The following is a 20,341-nucleotide window of genomic DNA, read 5'->3' on the forward strand; positions in this document are numbered from 1 at the left end:
ACGGGCCCGCGAGGCACGCCTGCCACGGCGACCACTCCGTCGTCCAAAAGATGACGGGCGGTCCGGGTGCCCGCGCCGAACGTGCCTGCGGCCTACCGGTCGGCTCCCACCCCGTTGGGCGCGGCCCGGTCCATGACGGCGGTGTCCGGGAGGCACTGGTCGGCCGAGGCCGGCAGGCCGGCGGAGAGCGCCGGGACGGACTGCGAGGTGGCCGGGCCGGCGGGCGGCTCGGCCTCGGGGGGTGTCGCCCGTTCCAGGAAGCGGAGCAGCTCGACGGGGAAGGGCAGCACGAGGGTGGAGTTCTTCTCGGCGGCGACCTCGACGACGGTCTGGAGCAGGCGCAGCTGCAGCGCGGCGGGGTGCAGGGCCATCGTCTCGGCGGCTTGGGCCAGCTTCTGCGAGGCCTGCAGCTCACCTTCGGCGGTGATGACGCGGGAGCGCCGTTCGCGTTCCGCCTCGGCCTGCCGCGACATGGACCGCTTCATCGAGTCCGGCAGCGCCACGTCCTTGATCTCGACGCGGTCGATGTGCACGCCCCAGCCCACGGCCGGGCTGTCGATCATCAGTTCCAGGCCCTGGTTGAGCCGTTCCCGGTTGGAGAGCAGGTCGTCCAGCTCGCTCTTGCCGATGATCGAGCGCAGCGAGGCCAGCGCGACCTGGCGGATGGCGGCTTCGTAGTCCTGGACGTCGACGACCACGCGCATCGGGTCGACGACCCGGAAGTAGATGACGGCGTCCACGTGAACCGTCACGTTGTCACGGGTTATGCCGTCCTGGGCGGGCACCGGCATGGTGACGATCTGCATGTTGACCTTCTGCAGACGGTCGGCGACCGGCATGATCACGGCGAGCCCGGGACCGCGGACCTCGGAGCGGACCTGCCCGAACCGGAAGACGACGCCCCGCTCGAACTGCTTGACGATCCGGACACTCGTCCCGAGCAATATCGCGCCCAGGGTCAGGATCGCGATCAGTGCGGAGGTGATGACGGTGATCATTTCATCCTCCCTTGTCCCCCTCGGTCCCGCCGCCCCGGCTCTCCCGGCGGACCGGAGGCGTCTTGGGCCGGTGACCGGTTCCGGGTAGGCCGGCCGATCACAGGGCGGCGGGGAACCGAACATTTCCATCGTAACGCGGCACAAAGCACCTGATATGCCGCTTTTGGTCGAAATGACGGCAGGGGGAGTGCGGGCGCCGCCGACACCGGCGCCCGGCCGGTCACAGACCCCGGATGAGTGAACGCTCCCTCCTATCGCCGGCATCGGGATGGACCGCCACGTTGCCGCCGGAGAGGACGGCCACCACGGGCCCGGCCGGCAGCGCGTCCCGGTGGGCGAGGTAGGCCGCGGTGGTCACCGCGCCGCTGGGCTCGGCGCGTTCCCCCAGCTCCTGCCAGAGGAGGTCGGCGGCGGCCCCGATGCCGTCCTCGCTCACGGTCACCATGTCGTCCACGTACCGGTGGATGTGCTCCCAGGCCAGGGCACCCAGGACCGGGGCGCGCAGGCCGTCGGCCCGGGTGCGGTAGGTCTGCCGCACCGGCCACGCGGTGCGCCGGCCGGAGCGGAAGCTGGCCACGCCGTCGGCGGCCAGCTCGGGCTCGACGCCGATCACCCTGATCGCCGGGTCGACCGCCTTGGCCGCGACCGCGACCCCGGCCAGCAGGCCCCCGTTGCAGACCGGCACCAGGATCGTGCCCGCGCGGGACAGATCCCGGCCGATCTCGGTCCCGGCGCTGCCGTGCCCGGCGATGACGTCGAGATCGTCGGAGCGGACCACGGTGGCCGCGAGCCGGTCGGCCAGCGCCAGGCAGGTGACCTCCCGCAGGGCCGGCGGCACGATCACCACCTCGGCGCCGAGCCCGCGGGCGGCCGCCACCTTCAGCTCCGGCGCGGTGTCGGGCAGGACCACGGTCGCCCGCAGGCCGTGTTTCCCGGCGGCGTACGCGATGGCCTGGGCGTGGTTGCCGGAGGACTGGGCGATGACGTGCCGGACGCCCCGCTCGGCCAGCCGTCCCACGGCGTTCACCGCGCCCCGCACCTTGAACGAGCCGGTGGGCTGCCGGTTCTCGGGTTTGACCCAGAGCCGCTCGCCGGGCAGGCGCAGCAGCGGTGTGCGCCGTACGAACGGCGCGATGCGGGCCGTGGCGGCGATCACGTCGTCCACCGTCACCAGGCTCATGCGCTCAGCACCTTGTCCTGGATGGCGTCCAGGTCGGCCGCGGCCTCCGGCGGCGGCGCGGCGTCGGGGACCAGGTCCTCCAGGTGGTGCAGCGGGCGGTGACGCAACCCGATCAGGCCCCAGATCACCAGGAACACGCCGCTGGCCAGCAGCACCGCCGCCGCGCCCCGGCCGGGGCCGGAGGTGTACGGCTGGGCCCAGTCGGCCAGCGGGCCGGCGGCCAGGAAGCCCAGCGGCTGCATGGCCGTGGCCAGCATGACGTTGACGGCCAGCACCCGGCCCTGCAGTTCCGGCCCCACCTTCACCTGGATGATGGACAGCCAGTGCGCGTTGCCGATGCTCATGCAGGCCAGCCGGAGGAACAAGCCGGCCGCGACCAGCCACACCGCCGGCCACACGCCCATCAGCACCACGCCGATCCCGGACCCGACCACGAAGCCGATCATGCCGGTGGCCCGCCGCCGGGTACCGCCCCACACCAGCACCACCCCGGTGCCCACGGCCGCGCCGAGGCCGCCGACCGCGGTCACCGCGCCCAGGGCGGCCGAGGAGCCGAGAGCCAGCACGACCGGGGTGATCAGCACCCACATCAGCGCGGTGCAGAAGTTGACGACCGCGAAGTAGAGCGCCATCACCAGCAGCGGCCGGCGCCGGCGGAGGAACCGCCAGCCGCCGGTCAGCGCCGCCTGGAACGTCTCCTCCTGCCGGTGGAACAGCCGGTCGGGGAACCGGACCGCCAGCAGGGTCGCCACCCCCACCCCGAACGAGGCCACGTCGATGGCCACCACCGCGGACAGCCCGAACATGCCGATCAACGCGCCACCGGCGAGCGGGGCCACCACGTTACCGACCCCGAAACCCAGGTTGGCCACGGCGTTGGCCTGCGGCAGGTACGGCTTGGGCACCAGCTGCGCGATCGCGGCCAGATAGGCGGGCTGCTGGAACGCGGTGGCCATCGAGGTGACGCCGACGATGAGACAGACGTTCCACAACGCCAGCCGGTCGGTGACCAGCAGCAGGACCAGCGCCGCCATGGCCAGCCCGGAGACCGCGTCGCTGACCAGCATGATCCGGCGCCGGTCCACCCGGTCGGCCAGCGTGCCGCCCAGCGGGGTGAGCAGCACGGCCGGGATCTGGGACAGCATGACGATCAGGGCCAGGTCCAGGATCCGGCCGCTGTCCTGGTAGGCCCAGACACCGAGGGCGAACGAGCTCAGCGCCGTGCCCACCGCCGACATGAACTGTCCACCCGCGACGGTGTAGAAGGGGCGCAGGCCGGTCCGGTCGGGCGGGCGCACCGGGTCGGGCAGCCGCCCGGACGCCCAGCTCCGCAGGTGCTCCATGACCAGGGCGGCCAGCGGCTCGGCCTGGTGCCGCAGGAAGTAGTGGCCGGCATGGGGGAGTACGGCCAGCTCCACCCCGGGCGCGAAGGCCGCCCACTCGGCGTACCGCTCCTGGTACAGCTCGGTGGCCCGGTCCCGTTCCCCCACCACGCACAGGATCGGGGCGCGCAGCACCGGTCTCCCACCGGTCAGCTCGCGTTCGAACCACGCCTGCGCCTGGTCGGCGTCGTGGCGCATCGCCCGCACCGCGACCTGTTTGGCGGCCTCGTCCATGTCGTCCAGCAGCCCGCCCGTGGCCCGCAGCGCGTCCTGGAACATCCGGTCGGAGACCCAGCGGTCACCGCGGAAGAACCGCCGGGCCAGGCCGGGCAGCCGGGCACTGGGGAAGCTGCCGGCCGCGATCACGCCCAGCACGGGGACCCCGTCCGCCTCCAGCCTGCGGGCCAGGGCCACCGCGGGCGCGGAGCCCACGCAGTGACCGTAGATCGCGATCGGGCCGGACGCGGACGCGGCCACCTCCGCGGCCAGGGCCTCCACCAGCTCCTCCAGCGGCAGCGGCAACTCGTCGGGCCGGGCCGGGTCGTGGCCGGGCAGCTCCGCCGCGAGCACCTCCACCTGCTCGCCCAGGGCCCAGGCCAGCGGCTGGTACACCGCCGCCGACCCGCCGCCGTACGGCACGCACACCAGGGTGAACTCGCTGACGCCGCCACCGCCCAGGCGGTGCAGCAGCCCGCCGCCGTCCCGGCGGTCCAGGAACGCGGCCAGCTCGGCGACCGTGGGCCGGGTGAACAGGTCGATCACCCGCAGGCCGCAGCCGATCTCCTTGACCGCGCGCACCGCGGCGAAGGAGTCCCCGCCCAGGGCGAAGAAGTCGTCGTGCGCCCCGACCCTGGCCACGCCGAGCACCTGGGCCCATGCCCGGGCGACCAGCTCCTCGCCGGCCGTGGACGGCGGCACGAACTCGGCGGTCTCCGGCCGCGGTTCGGGCAGGGCGGCCCGGTCCACCTTCCCGTTCGGGTTGAGCGGGATCCGGTCGAGTGCGACGAACCGGGCCGGGACCATGTAGTCGGGCAGCCGCTCCCGCAGCGCGGACCGGACCGCCGAGATGTCCGCGGTGGACGGCGTCACCCAGGCGGCGAGCTGCCGGGCCTTCCCCTCACCCACCGGCAGCACCACGGCGTCGGCGATCTGCGGCAGGGCGCGCAGCGCGGTGGTGGCCTCGCCCAGCTCGACCCGGTAGCCGCGCACCTTGACCTGGTCGTCCACCCGGCCGCGGAACTCCACCCGCCCGTCGGCCGTGACCCGCAGCAGGTCGCCGCTGCGGTAGCAGCGCCCCTGCCCGGTCAGCGGATCGGGCACGAACCGCTCCGCGGTCAGCTCGGGCAGGCCGATGTAGCCGCGGGTGATCCCCGGGCCGCCGACCACCAGCTCGCCCGGCACCCCGGCAGGCACCGGCCGCGTGCTCGCGTCCACCAGGTGCCCGTACACCCCCGGCAGGGGCCGGCCCAGCGGCACGATCCCGGTCCGGTGCTCGGCCGCGACCTCCTCGGTGTCGCAGACCAGGCAGATCATCGTGGACTCGGTGTGCCCGTAGTGGCTCTGGATCCGCAGTCCCGGCCGCGCGGCCCTGGCCCGCTCCACCAGGTCCCACGGGCACGCCTCCCCGGCCAGGATCAGCAGCCTGTCCGGCAGCACCGCGGCCAGGTCCCCGCCGGAGGCCAGCAGCTCCAGGTGGCTGGGCACGCACTTGACCACGTCGATGTGGTGCGCGCCCAGGTAGCCGGCGAACGCGGCGGGATCCATCGCGGTCTCCCGGGGCACCAGGTGCACCGTCCCGCCCGTGGTCAGGGCGCCGAACACGCAGGTCAGCCCGAAGTCGGCGGCCGGCGTGGACACCACCGCGTACGACCCGCCGGGCACGCCGATCCGCGGCAGCATGCCGTTCAGGTAGCTCGCCACGCCGCGGTGCTCGGCGGCCACGGCCTTGGGCGTACCGGTGGATCCGGAGGTGAAGATCACGTGATGCAGGTGCTCGGGCCGGACGTCGACCTCCGGCCGGACCCGCGGCAGGGACGGGAGCCGGTCCAGCGCCAGCACCCGGCGGTCCGCCCCGATCAGGCCGGCGAACTCGGCCGTGGTGACCACGGCCCGCACCCCGGCGGCGTCGAGCATGGTGGCGATCCTCGCGGCCGGATAGGCCGGATCCATGGGCAGGTAGCCGCCCCCCGACTTCTCGATCCCGAACAGGGCGCAGGCCAGGTCGGCCCCCGGCTCCAGAAGCACGCCGACCGGCTCGTCGGCGCCCACCCCGGCGGCCAGCAGCCAGTGGGCGATCCGGTTGGCGGCCGTCTCCAGCTCGGCGTAGCTCAGGCTGCGGTCCGCGCCCACCACGGCCGGCGCGTCGGGGGTGGTGTCCACCCAGCGCTCGATCAGCCGGTGCACCGGGGTGTCCGCCGTGGACGGCAGCGGCTCGCCGGCGAGGATCGGGCCCGTCACCGGCTCCAGCGGTTGCGCGCCCACGGGTGCTTCCAGGTCGGACAGCATCCCGTCCAGCAGCGCCAGGTACCACCGGGTGAACCGGGCCGCGGTGGCCGCGTCGAACAGGTCGGTGCGGTAGCCGAGCCCGCCGCTCAGCGGCCGGCCGGGCCCGCTGTCGATCACGTACCAGTTCAGGTCGAACTTCGCGGTCCGCTCGGGCAGGTGGATCTCGGCCGCCTCCAGGCCGGCCAGCTCCGCCCGGCCCGTGCCGGGGAAGTAGTTCAGCATCACCTGGAACAGCGGGGTCGCGGCCAGGTTCCGCTCGGGCCGCAGCCGGTCCACCACCCGGTCGAACGGCGCGCTCGCGTGGGCGAAGGCACCCAACGAGGCCTCCCGGACCCGGGCCAGCAGTTCGTGGCCGGTCGGTTCGCCGCCCACATCGGTCCGCACCACCACCGTGTTGAGGAAACAGCCCACCACGCCCTCGGAGTCGGGGTGGTCCCGGCCGGCGACCGGCACGCCGACCGCGATGTCGGTGCCCGCCGACAGCCGCGCCAGCAGGGCCTGCAGGCCGGCCAGCAGCACGATGAACGGCGTCGCCCGGTAGGCGGTGGCCACCGCCCGGACCCGCTCGCTCAGCTCGGCCGGCAGCTCCAGGTCCACCGAGGCGCCGCCCGGGTCGGCCACGGCGGGGCGCGGCCGGTCGGTGGGCAGGTCCAGCACCGGCGGCAGGCCGCGCAACTGCTCGGCCCACCAGTCCAGGTCGGCCAGGTCGGGGACCGGGGCCACCTCGGCGTACTGGGCCGGCGGCGGCTCCGGCGGCGGGCGCAGGCCGGTCCGGGCGGCGTACAGCGCGGACAGCTCGGACAGCAGCAGCCCACGGGTCCAGGCGTCGGTGGCGATGTGGTGGAAGGTGAGCGAGAGCACGTGTTCCCGCTCGCCGACCGTGAACAGCACCGCCCTCATCGGCGGTTCCCGGTCCAGCGCGAACGGTGTGGCCAGCTGCGCGGCCACCGCCTCCTCGACCCGTGACCGGTCGACGTCCGCGGTGGACACCGGCACCTCCCCGGCCGGCCGTACCACCAGAACCGGTTCGGCGCCTGAGTCGTCGATCACGCTGCGCAGCACGTGGTGCCGCTCGGCCAGGTCGTGTACCGCACCCAGCAGCGCCTCCACCTGAAGCGGCCCGTGCAGCCGCAGCGCCACCGGCACGTTGTAGGCCGTGCTCTCCGGCTCCAGCTGCGCCAGGAACCACAGCCTGGCCTGCACTCCGGACAGCGCGGCCGGCCCGTCGGCCCGCTCCCGCCGCGTCCTGGCCGCCGGAACCGGCCGGGGCAGGGCGGCGGCCAGGTCGGCGAGCACCGGATGCTCGAACAGCAGCCGCACCGGAACCGGGGCGCCGAGCCGTTCCCGCAGCCGGCCGACCGCCCGGGTCGCGGCGAAGGAGTGGCCGCCCAGGGCGAAGAAGTCGTCGTCCGCCCACACCTGCGGCAGCTCCAGCACCTCCGCCCAGACCTCGGCGACCAGGTGCTCCTGCGGCGTGCCCAGCGGCACCCGCACCGCCGGGCCGGCCTCGGGAACCGGCAGCGCCGCCCGGTCCACCTTGCCGTTCGGGGTGAGCGGCAACGCCTCCAGCGCGGCGATCGCGGGCGGCACCATGTAGTCGGGCAGCCGCTCCCGCAGCGCGGCCCGTACCTGGGCCGTGTCCACGGTGGAGGGCGTCACCCAGGCGGCCAGCCGCCGTTGCGCCCCGGCGCCGACCGGCTGCACGAAAGCCTCCGCCACCTGCGGAAGGGCCCGCAGCGCCGCGGCGACCTCACCGAGTTCCACCCGGAACCCGCGTACCTTCACCTGGTCGTCGATCCGGCCCAGGAACTCCACCAGCCCGGCCGGGTTCACCCGCACCCGGTCCCCGGTGCGGTACCAGCCGTCCACGAACCGCTGCGCGGTCAGGTCCGGCCGGCCCAGATAGCCGCGGGCCAGGCTGGGGCCGCCGATCCACAGCTCTCCCGGCACGCCGGCCGGCAGCGGCCGCCCGGCGGAGTCCACCACCCGGCACCTCACATCGGACAGCGGCCGGCCCAGCGGGGCCACGCCGGGCGCCGCCTCGGTCGCGTCGCAGGCCAGCACCGACACCGTGGTCTCGGTGGGCCCGTAGTGGATCTGCACCGCCAGGGCCGGCCGCGCCGCCCGTACCCGCTCCACCAGATCCGACGGCACGGCCTCACCGGCCAGGATCAGCAGTTTCCGGGGCAGGGCGTCCACGCCCAGCAGCTCCAGCTGGCTGGGCACCATCTTGACCACGTCCACCGGATGCGCGGCCAGGTAGGCGGCGTACGCGACCGGGTCGGTGGCCGTCTCGTGGTCGATCAGGTGCAGGGTGGCGCCCGAGGTCAGCGCGCACAGCACGTTGGTCAGCCCCAGGTCGGCCGCGGCGGTGGACACCAGCGCGAAGGAGGCCGACCCGGCGGGGATCCGTCCGGCCACCGCGCCCAGGTAGTGGGTGATCTGCCGGTGTTCGACCGCGACCCCCTTGGGCTGCCCGGTGGAGCCGGAGGTGTAGATCACGTACGCCAGGTGGCCGGGCGGCACGGCCACGTCCGGGCGATGCCCGGATTCGCCGGCGGCGGCGGCGATCTCGGACTCGGTGAGCACGATCCGGGCGCCGGCGTCGGCCAGGACGGCCTCGGTCCGCCGCGCCGGGTACACCGGATCCAGCGGCAGGTAGGCCGCACCGGCCTTGAGCACCCCCAGCAGGGCGACCACCAGCTCCGGCCGCCGCTCCAGCAGCACCCCGACCGGCTCCTGCGGGCGCACCCCGCGGGCCAGCAGCCAGTGCGCCACCTGGTTGGCACGCCGGTCCAGCTCCGCGTAGCTGAGCGAGGCGACCGCGGTCACGTCGGGGCCGGCGTCGGCCATCCGCTCGACCAGCGCGTGCAGCGGCACGTCCGTCGGCAGGTCCCCGGCCGGGCCGCACAGGTCGGTGCCGGCGGGCAGCCGGACCGGTGCGTCCGGATCGGTGAGCATCCCGTCCAGCAGCGCCAGATACCACTCCACCAGCCGCCGGACGGTGGACTCCTCGAACAGGTCGGCACGGTAGCGCAGCTCGCCGGCGAACCGGTCCCCGTCGTCGCCGAGCGCCAGGTTCAGGTCGAACTTGGCTGTCGGCACGTGCAGCGGTTCGGCTCGGACCTCCACCCCGGGCAGGCTCACCGGCGCGGCGGCGTCGTACACGTTCAACATCACCTGGAACAGCGGGGTGACCGACAGGTTCCGCTCCGGTTGCAGCCGCTCCACGATCCGCTCGAACGGTGTACGGGCGTGGGTGAACGCGTCCAGCGCGGCCGCACGGGCCCTGGCCAGCAGCTCGGCGCCGCTGGGGTCGCCGGAGGTGTCGGTGCGCACCACCAGGGTGTTGATGAAACAGCCCACCACCCGTTCGGCGTCCAGGTGGTGCCGGCCGGCGTGCGGTACCCCGACGGCGATGTCGTCGCTGCCGGACAGGCGCGACAGCAGCGCCTGCAGGCCGGCCAGGAACACCATGAACGGCGTCGTGCCCGCCACCGCGCGTACCTTGGCGGCCAGGGACTCCGGCACCTCGAAGCCGACCGCGGCCCCCCGCCAGGTGGGGACGGCCGGGCGGGGACCGGCGATGGGCAGGTCCAGCATCGGCGGCAGGCCGGCCAGGCGCTCCGTCCACCAGTCCAGGTCGGCCTCGGGCTGCGCGGCCTCCCACGCGGCCACGTCGGCGTACTGCAGGGCCGGGGGCTCCGGCTGCGGCGCCAGGCCGAGCCGGGCGGCGTACAGGGCCGAGAGGTCCTGCAACAGCACCTGTTCCGACCAGGCGTCGGTGGCGATGTGGTGCAGGGTCAGCGCGAGCACGTACTCGTCCCCGCCGAGCCGGAACACCGTGGCCCGCATGGGCGGCTCGGCGTCCAGCCGGAACGGGCGCCAGGCATGGTCGGCCAGCTCCCGCTCCAGCGCCACGGGGTCCACGTCCACCACGGAGACGGGCACGCCGTCGGCCGGCCGTACCCTCGTGCCGTCGATGACGCCGCGCAGGATCCAGTGCCGGTCGGCCAGCTCGGTCACCGCGGCGGCAAGGGCGGCGACGTCCACCGGCCCGCTCAGCCGCAGTGCCCGCGGCACGTTGTAGGCGGGGGTGTCCTGCTCCAGCTGGGCCAGGAACCACAGCCGCTCCTGGGCCGGCGACAACGGCATGTCGTCCGTGGACAGTGCCGGAATGACCGGGGCGCTGGGGGTTTCGGCCGCGGCCCGGGCAGCGGCGAACCGGGACCGGACCATCTCGGCGATCCGGTCCTGATGAACCTCGGTCATGCGTCGCTCCCGCCCATCAGTTTGGCGATCAACAGTTCTTCCAGTCCGGCGGCGAAGTCGGCGAGTACCGGCCGCTCGAACAGCAGCCGCACCGGAACGGCCAGATCCAACGTCTCCCGCAGCCGGCCGACCACGCGGGTCGCGGCGAAGGAGTGCCCGCCCAGGGCGAAGAAGTCGTCGTCGGCCCAGACGGCGGCGCGCTCCAGCACGGCGGCCCACACGGTGGCCACCAGGCGTTCGGGATCGGTGCCGGGCGCGACCCGTCCGGCCTCCGGGTCGTCGACCGGCTCGGGCAGGGCTTCCCGGTCCACCTTGCCGCTGGACAGGGTGGGCAGGGCGGGCAGCGCGACCCACCGCCGGGGCACCATGTGGCCGGGCAGCCGCGACCGGACGTGCCGCTCGACCGCGGCCAGGTCGGCCGTCTCCGGCGTCACGTAGCCGACCAGGTGCGCCTGCGCGCCCGAGCCGGCCACGGTCACCGCCCCGTGGGCCACCTCGTTCAGCACCGTCTCGATCTCGCCCAGCTCGATCCGGTAGCCGCGCACCTTCACCTGGTGGTCCCTGCGGCCGTGGAACTCCAGCGTCCCGTCCGGCCGCCACCGCACCAGGTCCCCGGTCCGGTAACACCGGCCGCCGGGGACGAACGGGTCGTCGACGAACGCGGTCGCGGTCAGCTCGGGCCGGCCCCGGTAGCCCCTGGCCACACCGGCGCCGCCCAGCAGCAGCTCGCCCACCGCGCCCGGCGGCGCCAGCCGCAGCTCGGAGTCGACCACGTAGGCCCGCTCCCCGGGCATCGGCAGCCCGATCGGCACGGGTCCCGCCCCGTGCGCGCCGAGCCGGTGCTGGATCGAGGCGACAGTGGCCTCGGTGGGGCCGTAGGTGTTCCACAGCTCGCGCACCCGGGGCAGGATCTGCCCGGCCAGGGCGGGATCGAGGGTCTCCCCGCCGCTGACGGCCAGCAGTTCCGGGTCGCCGGCCCAGCCTGCGGCCAGCAGCATCCGGTACGTGGTGGGCACCAGGTCGACCACCGTGGCCTTACTGGTCGCGATCCGCTCGGCCAGCGCGTGCCCGTCCACGGCCGTGGCCCGGTCCACCACCACGCAGGTGCCGCCGACGCTCAGCAGGCTCCACAGCTCGGACGCGGAGGTGTCGAAGGTCAGGGGCGCCACGACCGGCTGGACGTCCCGGGGGCCCAGCCGCAGCTCGGACGCCAGCCCGGCCACGTAGGCGGCCAGGTTGCCGTGGGTGACCTCCACGCCCTTGGGCGTCCCGGTGGAGCCGGAGGTGTAGAGCACGTACGCCAGATCCCCGGCTCGCACCTCCGGCAGCTCCGCCGGGCCGCCGCCGGCAGCGGCCAGGTCATCCGCGTCCAGCGTGGTGACGCCGGGTACGGCGGCCACCCCGCCCCGGGTGAGCACCACGTGCGCCCCGGCGTCCTCGGCCAGCCATCGCAGCCGCTCGGCCGGGTGCTCCGGATCCAGCGGCAGATACGCCGCGCCGGCCCGCCACACCGCCAGCAGGGCCGCCGGCATCAGCTGGTCCCGCGGCAGGCAGACCCCGACCACCTGGCCCGGCGCCACCCCGTGTGCCAGCAGCGCGGCCGCCACCCGGCCGGACCAGTCGTCCAGTTCGGCATAGCTGAGCGAGGTGCCGTCCGGGCCGACCACGGCCGTCCCGCCGGTGCGGATCGCCAGCGCCCGCGGCACCGTCTCCGGGGCCGCCGGCAGCTCGGGCCCGGCGGCGGCGGCCAGCAGGGCGGCGCGTTCGTCCGGGGTGACCAGCTCGAACGCCGACAGCGGCCGGTCCGGATCGGCCAGCGCGCACCGCAGCAGCCACATCAGCCGGTCCAGGTACGCCTCGGCCCGCACCGTGTCGAGGTGGGCGGTGCCGTACTCCAGTTGCAGCTCCGCGCCGGCCACGGTCCGGTTGACGAGCACGCTGAGCTCGTGGACCGAGGAGCCCGAGCCCAGTTCGGTGAGCAGTTCCAGGTCGCCCAGGCGCACCGGAACCTCGGCGTGCTGCATGGCCAGCAGCACCGGGGCGCGGGGCAGGTCGGCGGCCGGGACCTCCTGGTGGACCAGTGCCCGCGTGGTCGCGGCGGCGGCCTGCCGGACCAGGTCCCGGAAGGTCAGCGCGCCGGTCGGCCGCAGCCGCACCGGCACCATGTCCACCAGCGGGCCGATGACCCCGGTCAGCTCCGGCCGGGCCCGCCGTGCCGCGACCACCCCGACCAGCGTGTCGGGCTCGCCGCCGGCCAGGGCCAGACCGGCCAGGTACACCGCGAACGGGGTGGCGCCGCAGTCACGGGCCAGCGCGCCCACGCCCGTCACGAACTCCTCGGGCAGCGGCCGGATCACCCTGCCCGCCGTCAGGTCCGCGGGTGCCGGGTCCGCCACCGGCGCGCCGGCCAGCTCGGCCCGCCAGAACTCCCGCAGCCGGGTCGGATCCGGCTGCTCCCGCTGCCGCACGGCCACGTCGCTGACCTGGACCGCCGGTCCGGGAACCGGCTCACCGGCCAGCTCGGCGGCCAGTTCCTCCATCAGAATCCCGACCGAGCCGCCGTCGAAGGCGATGTGGTCCACCACGACCACCAGCTCGGCCTCCGCCTCGTCCAGCCGGCACAGCGCCGCCCGGAGCAGCGGCACCTCACCCGTCAGGTCGAACACGTGCGCCGCGGCGGCCCTGGCCACCTTCTCCGGGTCCTCTCCCGCGGCGTGCTCGACCAGGGGCACGGCGGCCGGCGGGTGCACCACGGCGTACGGCACGCCGTCCTCGTCGACGGCGATCGTGCTGCGCAGCACCTCGTGCCGGCGGACGACCGCGTCCAGGGCCGACCTCAGCGGCGCGGTTTCGCGCAGGTCGCGCACGCGCAGCCGGATTCCCAGCGTGGTGACCGGGCTGTGCGGGTGGAGCCGGCTCAGGGTCCAGAACTGGCGCTGCGCGTCGGTGAGCGGATGCCGGGTCCGGCCGCCCTGCCGGACCGGCTCCGGTCCGGCCTGGCGTAACCGGGTGGCCAGGCCGGCCGCGGTGGGGGAGGTCAGGAAAGCCGCCAGGGGCACGGTGTGCCCCACCCGGCGGGACAGCTCGGTGACCACTCTGGCCGCGGCCAGGGAATGCCCGCCCAGGTCGGTGAATCGATCGTGTACGCCGACCTGCGACAGGCCCAGCACGCCGGCGATCACCTCGGCCACCAGGCGTTCGTCGCCGGTGCGGGGCGCGACCGGTGCCGCACCGGCGGACCGGAAGGCGCCGAGCCTGGGCAGGGCCGCACGGTCCACCTTGCCGGTGGGGGCGAGCGGAAGCTCCTCGGCCACGCCGATCCGGGTCGGCACCAGATGATCGGGCAGCCGGGCGCCCAGCCAGTCCCGCAGCTCCGGCTCGCTCACTCCGGAGGCCGCCACGTGACCGGCCAGGTAGGCGATCCCGTCGTCGTCGGTGGCGGCCAGCACGGTGGCCCGGCGTACCGCGGGATGGCGGGACAGCGCGGCCTCCACCTCGCCCAGCTCCACCCGGTAGCCGCGGATCTTGACCTGGTCGTCGGCCCGGCCGGCGAAGCGCAGCTCACCGTCCACCCAGCGGACCAGATCCCCGCTGCGGTAGACCCGGCCGCCGTCCGGCTCGGTGCGGAACGCGGGCGCCTCACGCCCCAGGTAGCCGCGGGTCACCCCCGGCCCGCCGATCCACAGCTCGCCCGCCTCCCCGTCCGGGACGGGGTCTCCGGCCGCGTCCCGCACCGAGAACACCGCGCCGGCGATCGGTCCGCCCAGGGGCGGCTCGCCCTCGTAGTCCCGGCCCACCTCGACGCCGGCGCAGGCGGTGGTGCACTCGGTCGGGCCGTACAGATTCAGCACCCGGCGCACTCCGGGGTTGGCGTAGATCCGCCGCAGCAGGGCGCCGGTCAGCGGCTCGCCGCCGGAGAACACCGCGCGCACCCCGCCGGGCAGCGGCTCACGCAGCAACACCGACAGCGCGGAGGGGACCCCGTAGACCGTGGTCACCTCCTCCCTGGCCGGCAGGCTCGGCAGCGCCAGCAGGTTGTCGGCCAGGATCACCGTCCCGCCGGCGACCAACGGCGTGAAGAGCTGGCTGATCGACGCGTCGAAACAGACCGAGGAGCCGGCCAGCATGCCGCTCAGCTCCTCGGCGGTGTACGCCGCGGCCTCCCAGCGCAGCAGGTTCAGGGTGTTGCGGTGCTCCACCACCACGCCCTTGGGCGTTCCGGTGGAGCCGGAGGTGTAGATGACGTACGCCGCGTCGCCGGGGTCTCCGGCCACGGGGGGCGCCCCGTCGCCCGGCACCACGTCGTCGACGAGGACGGTCTCGGCCCCGGTCAGGACGGCGGTCCGGCGCAGTGAGGCCGAGGTGAGCACCGCGGACACGGCGGCGTCCTCGGCCATGAACCGTAACCGCTCAGCCGGGTAGGCGGGGTCCAGCGGCACGTAGGCCGCCCCCGCCTTCCACACCCCCACCAGCGCGGGGACCAGCCACTCGTCGCGATTCAGGCAGACTCCGACCAGCCGGCCGCGCCCGATGCCCCGTGCGGCCAGGGCGCGTGCGATGTCGTTGGCTCTGCGGTCCAATTCGGCGTAGCCGAGTCGCCTGGTGCCCACCACGACGGCGGTGCGGTCCGGGGTACGCCGGCTCTGGGCCTCTATCGCCTCGTGGACGCAACCCGGTGCGTCGACCGTCCGGGCCGCCGCTGCGGGAAGGCGGCCTGCGGGATCGACACGCGTCACATCAACGGTCACTTCGTCCTCTTTCCCAGCCAAGATCACGTCTGGTGACGGGAAGTCGTTCAGATCGCCTAATTGATCAACCTCTACGATCAAGAGCGTGGGCCACGCACCTTGCAGCCGCCTTGGAAGCGAGTTGCACGTGCATCAGGGAACGCCGGACCGCGGGTCTCCCCGGGCAGGCCGGTCCTGACGGCCGCACCTCAGGGCCCGCCGGCAGGGCGGACGGCGCCCGGTGCGGCCCGAATGTAACAGAGCTGTTATAATGTGGCCATGGACGGGTCACTGAGAGAGATGGCGCTGGGAACCCAGCTCAGGCATCTCCTGGAGCTGATGGACGGCGATGTCGCCAAGGCCTGCGCCGACCTCGGGCTGCGGGACTACCGGCCCCGGTTCTCGCCGATCGTGCGGGCGCTCGTCGAGCTGGGTCCCTGCCCCATCCGCGACCTGGCGCGCGCGGTGGCGGTCACGCATTCCGCGGCGAGCCAGACGGTGGCGCAGATGAGCCGGCAGGGCCTTGTCGCGCTCGAACCCGGCGACGACGCTCGCCAGCACATCGTGCGCCTGACCGCGAAGGCGGAGGCGCTGCTCCCCGCGATCCAGGCCGAGTGGGCGGCGACGACCGCGGCCGCCGCCGCCCTGGACACCGAGCTGCCCTTCCCGCTCAGCGAGCTGCTCGTGGCGCTGTCTGACGCGCTGCGGCGGCGCCCCTTCCGGCAACGCATCGCCGACGCCGCGCTGACACTCGGCGACGAGTCCTTCGTGCCGTTCCGTGAGGCGCTGGCCGACCGGTCCGACTGAGCGGTTCCCGCCCGCGCCCCGTGCCGGCGACACCTCGGTGCGCGAGAGACGACCGGCGCCGTCCGGCCGCCGCCTACCCGGCGATCACGCCGGCTGCCGGCGGACATGAGCAGTGCCGTGTGCACGCTCCGCCGGTCATAGCCCGGGTGAACGGGCATGCCTCCAGGGCGTCGTCCCGATGCGGCAGCACGGTATTTCTCGACGCTGTCCGGCCGGTGGCCGGGCTCGGTGGGGACCGAAGTCCCAACCGGAGAAGATCTTGTGTCGTGTTGAGGACTTTCGGCCCCATAAGTGCGGACGTTCGCCCCGGTGAACGGCCTACCGGGTCCTTCTAGCCTGGTCCGGGCCTGCAGTCGCGGGTCCCCGCACCGTGTTCTCTGGAGGCCGTATGTTGTCCGTGGAATCAGCCGCGATCGTCCGCGCCACGCTGCCGGTGGTCGGGGCCTCTCTCGACGCCATCACCGCGCGGTTCTACGAGACGATGTTCAGCGAGCGGCCGGAGCTGCTCGACGGCCTGTTCAACCGCGGCAACCAGGCCAACGGTGAACAGCGCAGGGCGCTGGCCGGCTCCGTCGCCTCGTTCGCCACCATGCTCCTGGACCACCCCGACGAGCGGCCCGACGCCCTGCTCGCCCGCATCGCCCACAAGCACACCGCCGTGGGCGTCACCGACGACCAGTACGTGATCGTTCACAAGTACCTGTTCGGCGCCATCGCCGAGGTGCTGGGCGAGGCCGTCACCGCGGAGGTCGCCGCGGCCTGGGACGAGGTGTACTGGCTGATGGCCGGCGCGCTCATCGCGATGGAGGCCCGCATCTACGCCGAGGCCGGTGCGTGCGACGGCGACACGTGGCGGCGGTGGCGGGTCGTCGCCCGCCGGGACGAGACCCCGGACACGGTCTCGTTCCTGCTGCGCCCGGCCGACGGCGCCCCGGTCCCGCCCGCGCGCCCCGGCCAGTACGTCAGCGTCCGCGTCCGTATGCCCGACGGCGTGCACCAGCTGCGCCAGTACACGCTGTCGAACGCGGGCGAGGACGGGTTGCGCAGGATCACGGTCAAGCGCGTGGACGGCGACCCCGCCGGCGAGGTGTCCACGTTGCTGCACGCCACTGTGCGGCCGGGTGACGAGCTCATCCTGTCGGCGCCGTTCGGCGAGGTGACGCTGGAGGACGGCGACGCGCCGCTGCTGCTGGTGTCGGCGGGCATCGGCTGCACGCCCATGGTGGCGATGCTCGATCACCTGGTCACCACCGGCTCGCGCCGCCGGGTCCTGGTGTTGCACGCCGACCGCTCGCCGGCTGAGCACGCGCTGCGCGAGGACATGCTGCGACCGGCCGCCGAGCGGATCTTCTGGTACGAGAGCGGCGCGGCCGCCCCCGACCGCGAGGGCCTGATGAACCTGGACGGGATCGAGATCCCGGACGGCGCGGTCGCCTATCTCTGCGGTCCGGTGCCGTTCATGCGTGACGTGCGCGCCCAGCTGATACGGGCCGGGGTGGCGGCCCGCGACATCCACTACGAGGTCTTCGGCCCGGACCTGTGGCTGGGGGCCAACTAATGGCCCATCGGACCGGGCGGCGAGGGACCCCGGTCCCTGCCGCGGCTGGCGCATGTGCGTCTCGTCCTGCGCGTAACGGGTCCGGGACGGCGAACCCCTGCGAATTTCTCGACGGGCTGCCCGAGAACCGCTCGGCCGCCGACATCGTGCACCGAATCCTGTTGGGAGCATCCGCGTGACCGGCACCTCACACCACGCCCGGCCGCTTCGCCGGGTCCGGCGCGACGTCGCCGTCAGCCCGTTCATCGTGATCTGGGAGGCCACCCGGGCGTGCCCGCTGGCCTGCCTGCACTGCCGCGCCGAAGCGGTGCCCGACCGGCACCCGCTGGAGCTCACCACCGGCGAGGCGTACCGGCTCATCGACCAGGTGGCGGCCTTCGGTACACCCGCCCCGCTGTTCGTGATCACCGGCGGTGATCCCTTCGAGCGACCCGACGATCTGCGGCGGCTCCCGATCGCGCGCCTACGCCTGCAGCGGCGACGTCTTCGGCGAGGAGCCCTGGTGCGCCTACCAGCCGGGGAGCTTCCCCTACCAGCGAGAGCTCGCCCCCTATGTGTGAGCTCGCCCCGCCGTCCGATGCCGCGCCCGCCCTCTCGGGCCGGACCGGAGGTCATCCGGGATGAGGACTTTGGTCAGTACCCCGCGCCGGACCCCTGAGCTGGGATGTGACAGACAGCACGCGCTGGTGCGTGATGAAGGCGATGAGGAAAGATGACGATGACCGACAAGAAGGACCCGGCCGCCGTCGGCGGCAGACCCGCGCTCATGCTCGGCTTCGCGACCCTGGGATTCGCGCTGAACTTCTGGGCCTGGGCGCTGCTCAGCCCGCTGGGACCGCGCTTCAAGGACCTGCTCGGCCTGTCATCCGCCCAGCAGGCCCTGCTGGTCGCCGTCCCAGTGATCGTCGGCACCGCGGTGGCGTAGCCGTTCGGATACGTGGTCAGCCGTGCCCGTCGGACGTCGTGCTCGCCGCGCTCCTGTGCTCACGTTCGCCGGATGCGCGCTCATGTCGCGACAGGGAGGTCCAAAGGTGTTCCAAGTCCGGATACGCATCGACAAGCGCCCGTCGTCCACGGTGCCGCCACGCTCCCGCGCGTCCCGGCGCCTGCGAGCGACGCACCAGGCCGGACACGGCGCGCACAGCCCGCTCCAGGTGCGCGCGCGATGACGTGGTGGTCGGTGGTCCGCTTCCTGCACGTGCTGTCCGCGGCGCTGTGGGTCGGCGGACAGCTCACGGTGTCACTGGTGGTGCTGCCCTTGGCCCGCCGCCTCTTGGACGAGCAGCGGCGGGCCAAGATGATGAGCGCGGTCGGCCGCCGTTTCGGGATCGTCACCGCGGCGGTGTTCCTGCCCGTCCAGCTCGGCACCGGCGTGGCCCTCGCCTGGCGCAAGGGCGTCACCTGGGCCTCACTCGCCGACCCCGGCTACGGCCGGATCCTGGTCGCCAAACTGCTGCTCTTCTGCGCCGTCATGGCCGCCGCCGGCCTGCACGGCTGGGCCAGCGCCACGGCTCGGCCCGGGCTCGCCCGTGCGATGGCGGTGGCCGCGCTGGTGGGGTCGCTCGGCGTCGTCCTGCTCGCCACCGCCTTGCCCGCGACCTGACCCGGTCGCCGAGGTGGTGCGGACCTTCTCGATCGACCGGCCGCACCAGGTCCATCGGACGTGCGCAAAGGGACTTTGGTCCCTGCCGCGAGCACGGCCCGCCGCGAGATCTTGGGTACATGCCCGCTGTCACCTCCGTGCCAGGAACGCTCCGATGACCGAAACCGGTATCCCCGGTGTCCGGCCGTGGGAGAAGCCCTTCGCCACGCACGCCGGCGTACGCCGCCTGGTCGCCGCCGCCGTCGCGGCGCCTTCGGTGCACAACACCCAGCCGTGGCGCTTCCGCCGCGTCGACGACGCCACCCTGGACCTGTACGCCGACCTCGACCGGTTGCTCGCCGTCACCGACCCGCTGGGGCGCGGGCTCGGCATCAGCTGCGGTGCCGCGCTGCTCAACCTGCGACTGGCGATCCGGATGACCGGGCACGAACCCCGCGTTCTGGCGCTGCCCGACCCCGGCGACCGGCCCGATCTGCTGGCCACCGTGTACGCGGCGCCCGGCGCTCCGCCCGACCCGGACGAGTGCCTGCTGCACGACATGATCCCGCACCGGTGTACCAACCGCTTCCCCTTCGACGGCCGTCCGCTGCCCAAGGACGTCCTGGCCCACCTGATCGCCGCCGCTCATGCCGAGGGCGCCACGCTGCTCCTGGTCAAGGGGGAGACGGTACGGCGCGTGCTCGACATGGTGGCCGCGGCCGACGACACGCTGGCGGCGGACGCGGCCTACCGCGCCGAGTTGGCCCACTGGACCCGGCCGGGGACGGGTGCCGACGGCGTCCCCGGCGACGCCTTCGGGCCCCGCCCGAGACACGGCGGACTGCCCATGCGCGACTTCGGCCTGAGCGGCACACGGCGCGCGCACGGCAGGCGCGGAGACTTCGCGGACTTCGAGGCGGATCCGCAGCTCGCCGCCCTGTTCACCCGGGGCGACGGTCTGCGCGACTGGCTACGCGCCGGGCAGGCGCTGCAGCGGGTCCTGCTCACCGCGACCGCGCACGGCGTGGCGGCGTCGATGTTCAGCCAGCCGCTCGACCTGCGCCCGCCACCGCACCGCGGCGACCAGGCCGGGCCGTTCGGGCACCTGCAGATGCTGATCAGATTCGGGTACGGCCCTCCAGCTCCGCGCGTGCCCCGCCGTCCCGTGTTCGAGGTTCTCGACCGGTGGGAGGACCACTGTGTGTGAGCCGGTGCGACTCACGCTCCTCCAGGGCGGGACGGGCGTCCGGGCAGACGGGTGCGTTCCTGCCCATGGCCGTACTCGCAGGACTGTCCCCGCCGTGCGGCGAGGGGCGTGACAGACCGTGGC

Annotated in this window: 10 protein-coding genes and 2 pseudogenes; 6 read left to right on the plus strand and 6 right to left on the minus strand. The window is 74.2% G+C overall.

Annotated elements, in window-relative coordinates; all coding sequences use genetic code 11:
• Positions 1–92: 92 nt before the first annotated feature.
• The 6 genes and pseudogenes from BM085_RS02510 to BM085_RS02525 form a co-directional block, all read right to left on the minus strand.
• Positions 93–998 (minus strand): slipin family protein, encoded by a 906-nt coding sequence (locus BM085_RS02510; RefSeq protein WP_093885411.1) that lies wholly within the window; start codon positions 996–998, stop codon positions 93–95.
• A gap of 220 nt (positions 999–1,218) precedes the next feature.
• A complete protein-coding gene (locus tag BM085_RS02515; RefSeq protein WP_093885412.1) occupies positions 1,219–2,178 on the minus strand; it encodes a threonine ammonia-lyase in 960 nt (319 codons plus the stop codon).
• On the minus strand, positions 2,175–7,601 hold the full coding sequence (locus tag BM085_RS02520; RefSeq protein ID WP_425443257.1) for an amino acid adenylation domain-containing protein: 5,427 nt from the start codon (positions 7,599–7,601) through the stop codon (positions 2,175–2,177). Before BM085_RS02520 ends, BM085_RS02515 begins: the two co-directional genes overlap by 4 nt.
• A 12-nt stretch (positions 7,602–7,613) precedes the next feature.
• Positions 7,614–9,026: pseudogene (locus tag BM085_RS47300) on the minus strand (amino acid adenylation domain-containing protein); the annotation flags it as partial.
• Positions 9,009–10,337 (minus strand): annotated as a pseudogene (locus BM085_RS47305) (condensation domain-containing protein); the annotation flags it as partial. The pseudogenes BM085_RS47305 and BM085_RS47300, both read right to left, overlap by 18 nt.
• Positions 10,334–15,085 carry a non-ribosomal peptide synthetase gene (locus BM085_RS02525; RefSeq protein WP_143120774.1) on the minus strand — a complete coding sequence of 1,584 codons (4,752 nt, stop codon included), beginning with the start codon at positions 15,083–15,085 and terminating at the stop codon, positions 10,334–10,336. The gene BM085_RS02525 and the pseudogene BM085_RS47305, both read right to left, overlap by 4 nt.
• Before the next feature lie 258 nt (positions 15,086–15,343).
• Between BM085_RS02525 and BM085_RS02530 the strand changes: the two genes are divergently transcribed.
• The 6 genes from BM085_RS02530 to BM085_RS02555 all read left to right on the plus strand — a co-directional run bounded on the left by BM085_RS02530 (position 15,344) and on the right by BM085_RS02555 (position 20,218).
• Positions 15,344–15,871 carry a MarR family winged helix-turn-helix transcriptional regulator gene (locus BM085_RS02530; protein ID WP_093885415.1) on the plus strand — a complete coding sequence of 176 codons (528 nt, stop codon included), beginning with the start codon at positions 15,344–15,346 and terminating at the stop codon, positions 15,869–15,871.
• Positions 15,872–16,259: 388 nt separating this feature from the next.
• Positions 16,260–17,429 (plus strand): globin domain-containing protein, encoded by a 1,170-nt coding sequence (locus BM085_RS02535; protein WP_093885416.1) that lies wholly within the window; start codon positions 16,260–16,262, stop codon positions 17,427–17,429.
• A 413-nt stretch (positions 17,430–17,842) separates the two neighbouring features.
• A complete protein-coding gene (locus BM085_RS44150; RefSeq protein ID WP_177244924.1) occupies positions 17,843–17,989 on the plus strand; it encodes an SPASM domain-containing protein in 147 nt (48 codons plus the stop codon).
• 152 nt (positions 17,990–18,141) lie between these two features.
• The gene (locus BM085_RS02545) at positions 18,142–18,354 is read left to right on the plus strand and encodes a hypothetical protein (RefSeq protein ID WP_218158575.1); all 213 of its coding nucleotides are present in this window, start codon (positions 18,142–18,144) and stop codon (positions 18,352–18,354) included.
• A gap of 240 nt (positions 18,355–18,594) precedes the next feature.
• Positions 18,595–19,032 carry a hypothetical protein gene (locus tag BM085_RS02550; RefSeq protein WP_093885417.1) on the plus strand — a complete coding sequence of 146 codons (438 nt, stop codon included), beginning with the start codon at positions 18,595–18,597 and terminating at the stop codon, positions 19,030–19,032.
• A gap of 154 nt (positions 19,033–19,186) precedes the next feature.
• Positions 19,187–20,218, plus strand: coding sequence for an Acg family FMN-binding oxidoreductase (locus BM085_RS02555; RefSeq protein ID WP_245789076.1), 1,032 nt, complete (start codon positions 19,187–19,189; stop codon positions 20,216–20,218).
• Positions 20,219–20,341 lie beyond the last annotated feature (123 nt).

The organism is Streptosporangium canum (genome assembly GCF_900113865.1).
GTDB classification, from domain to species: domain Bacteria; phylum Actinomycetota; class Actinomycetes; order Streptosporangiales; family Streptosporangiaceae; genus Streptosporangium; species Streptosporangium canum.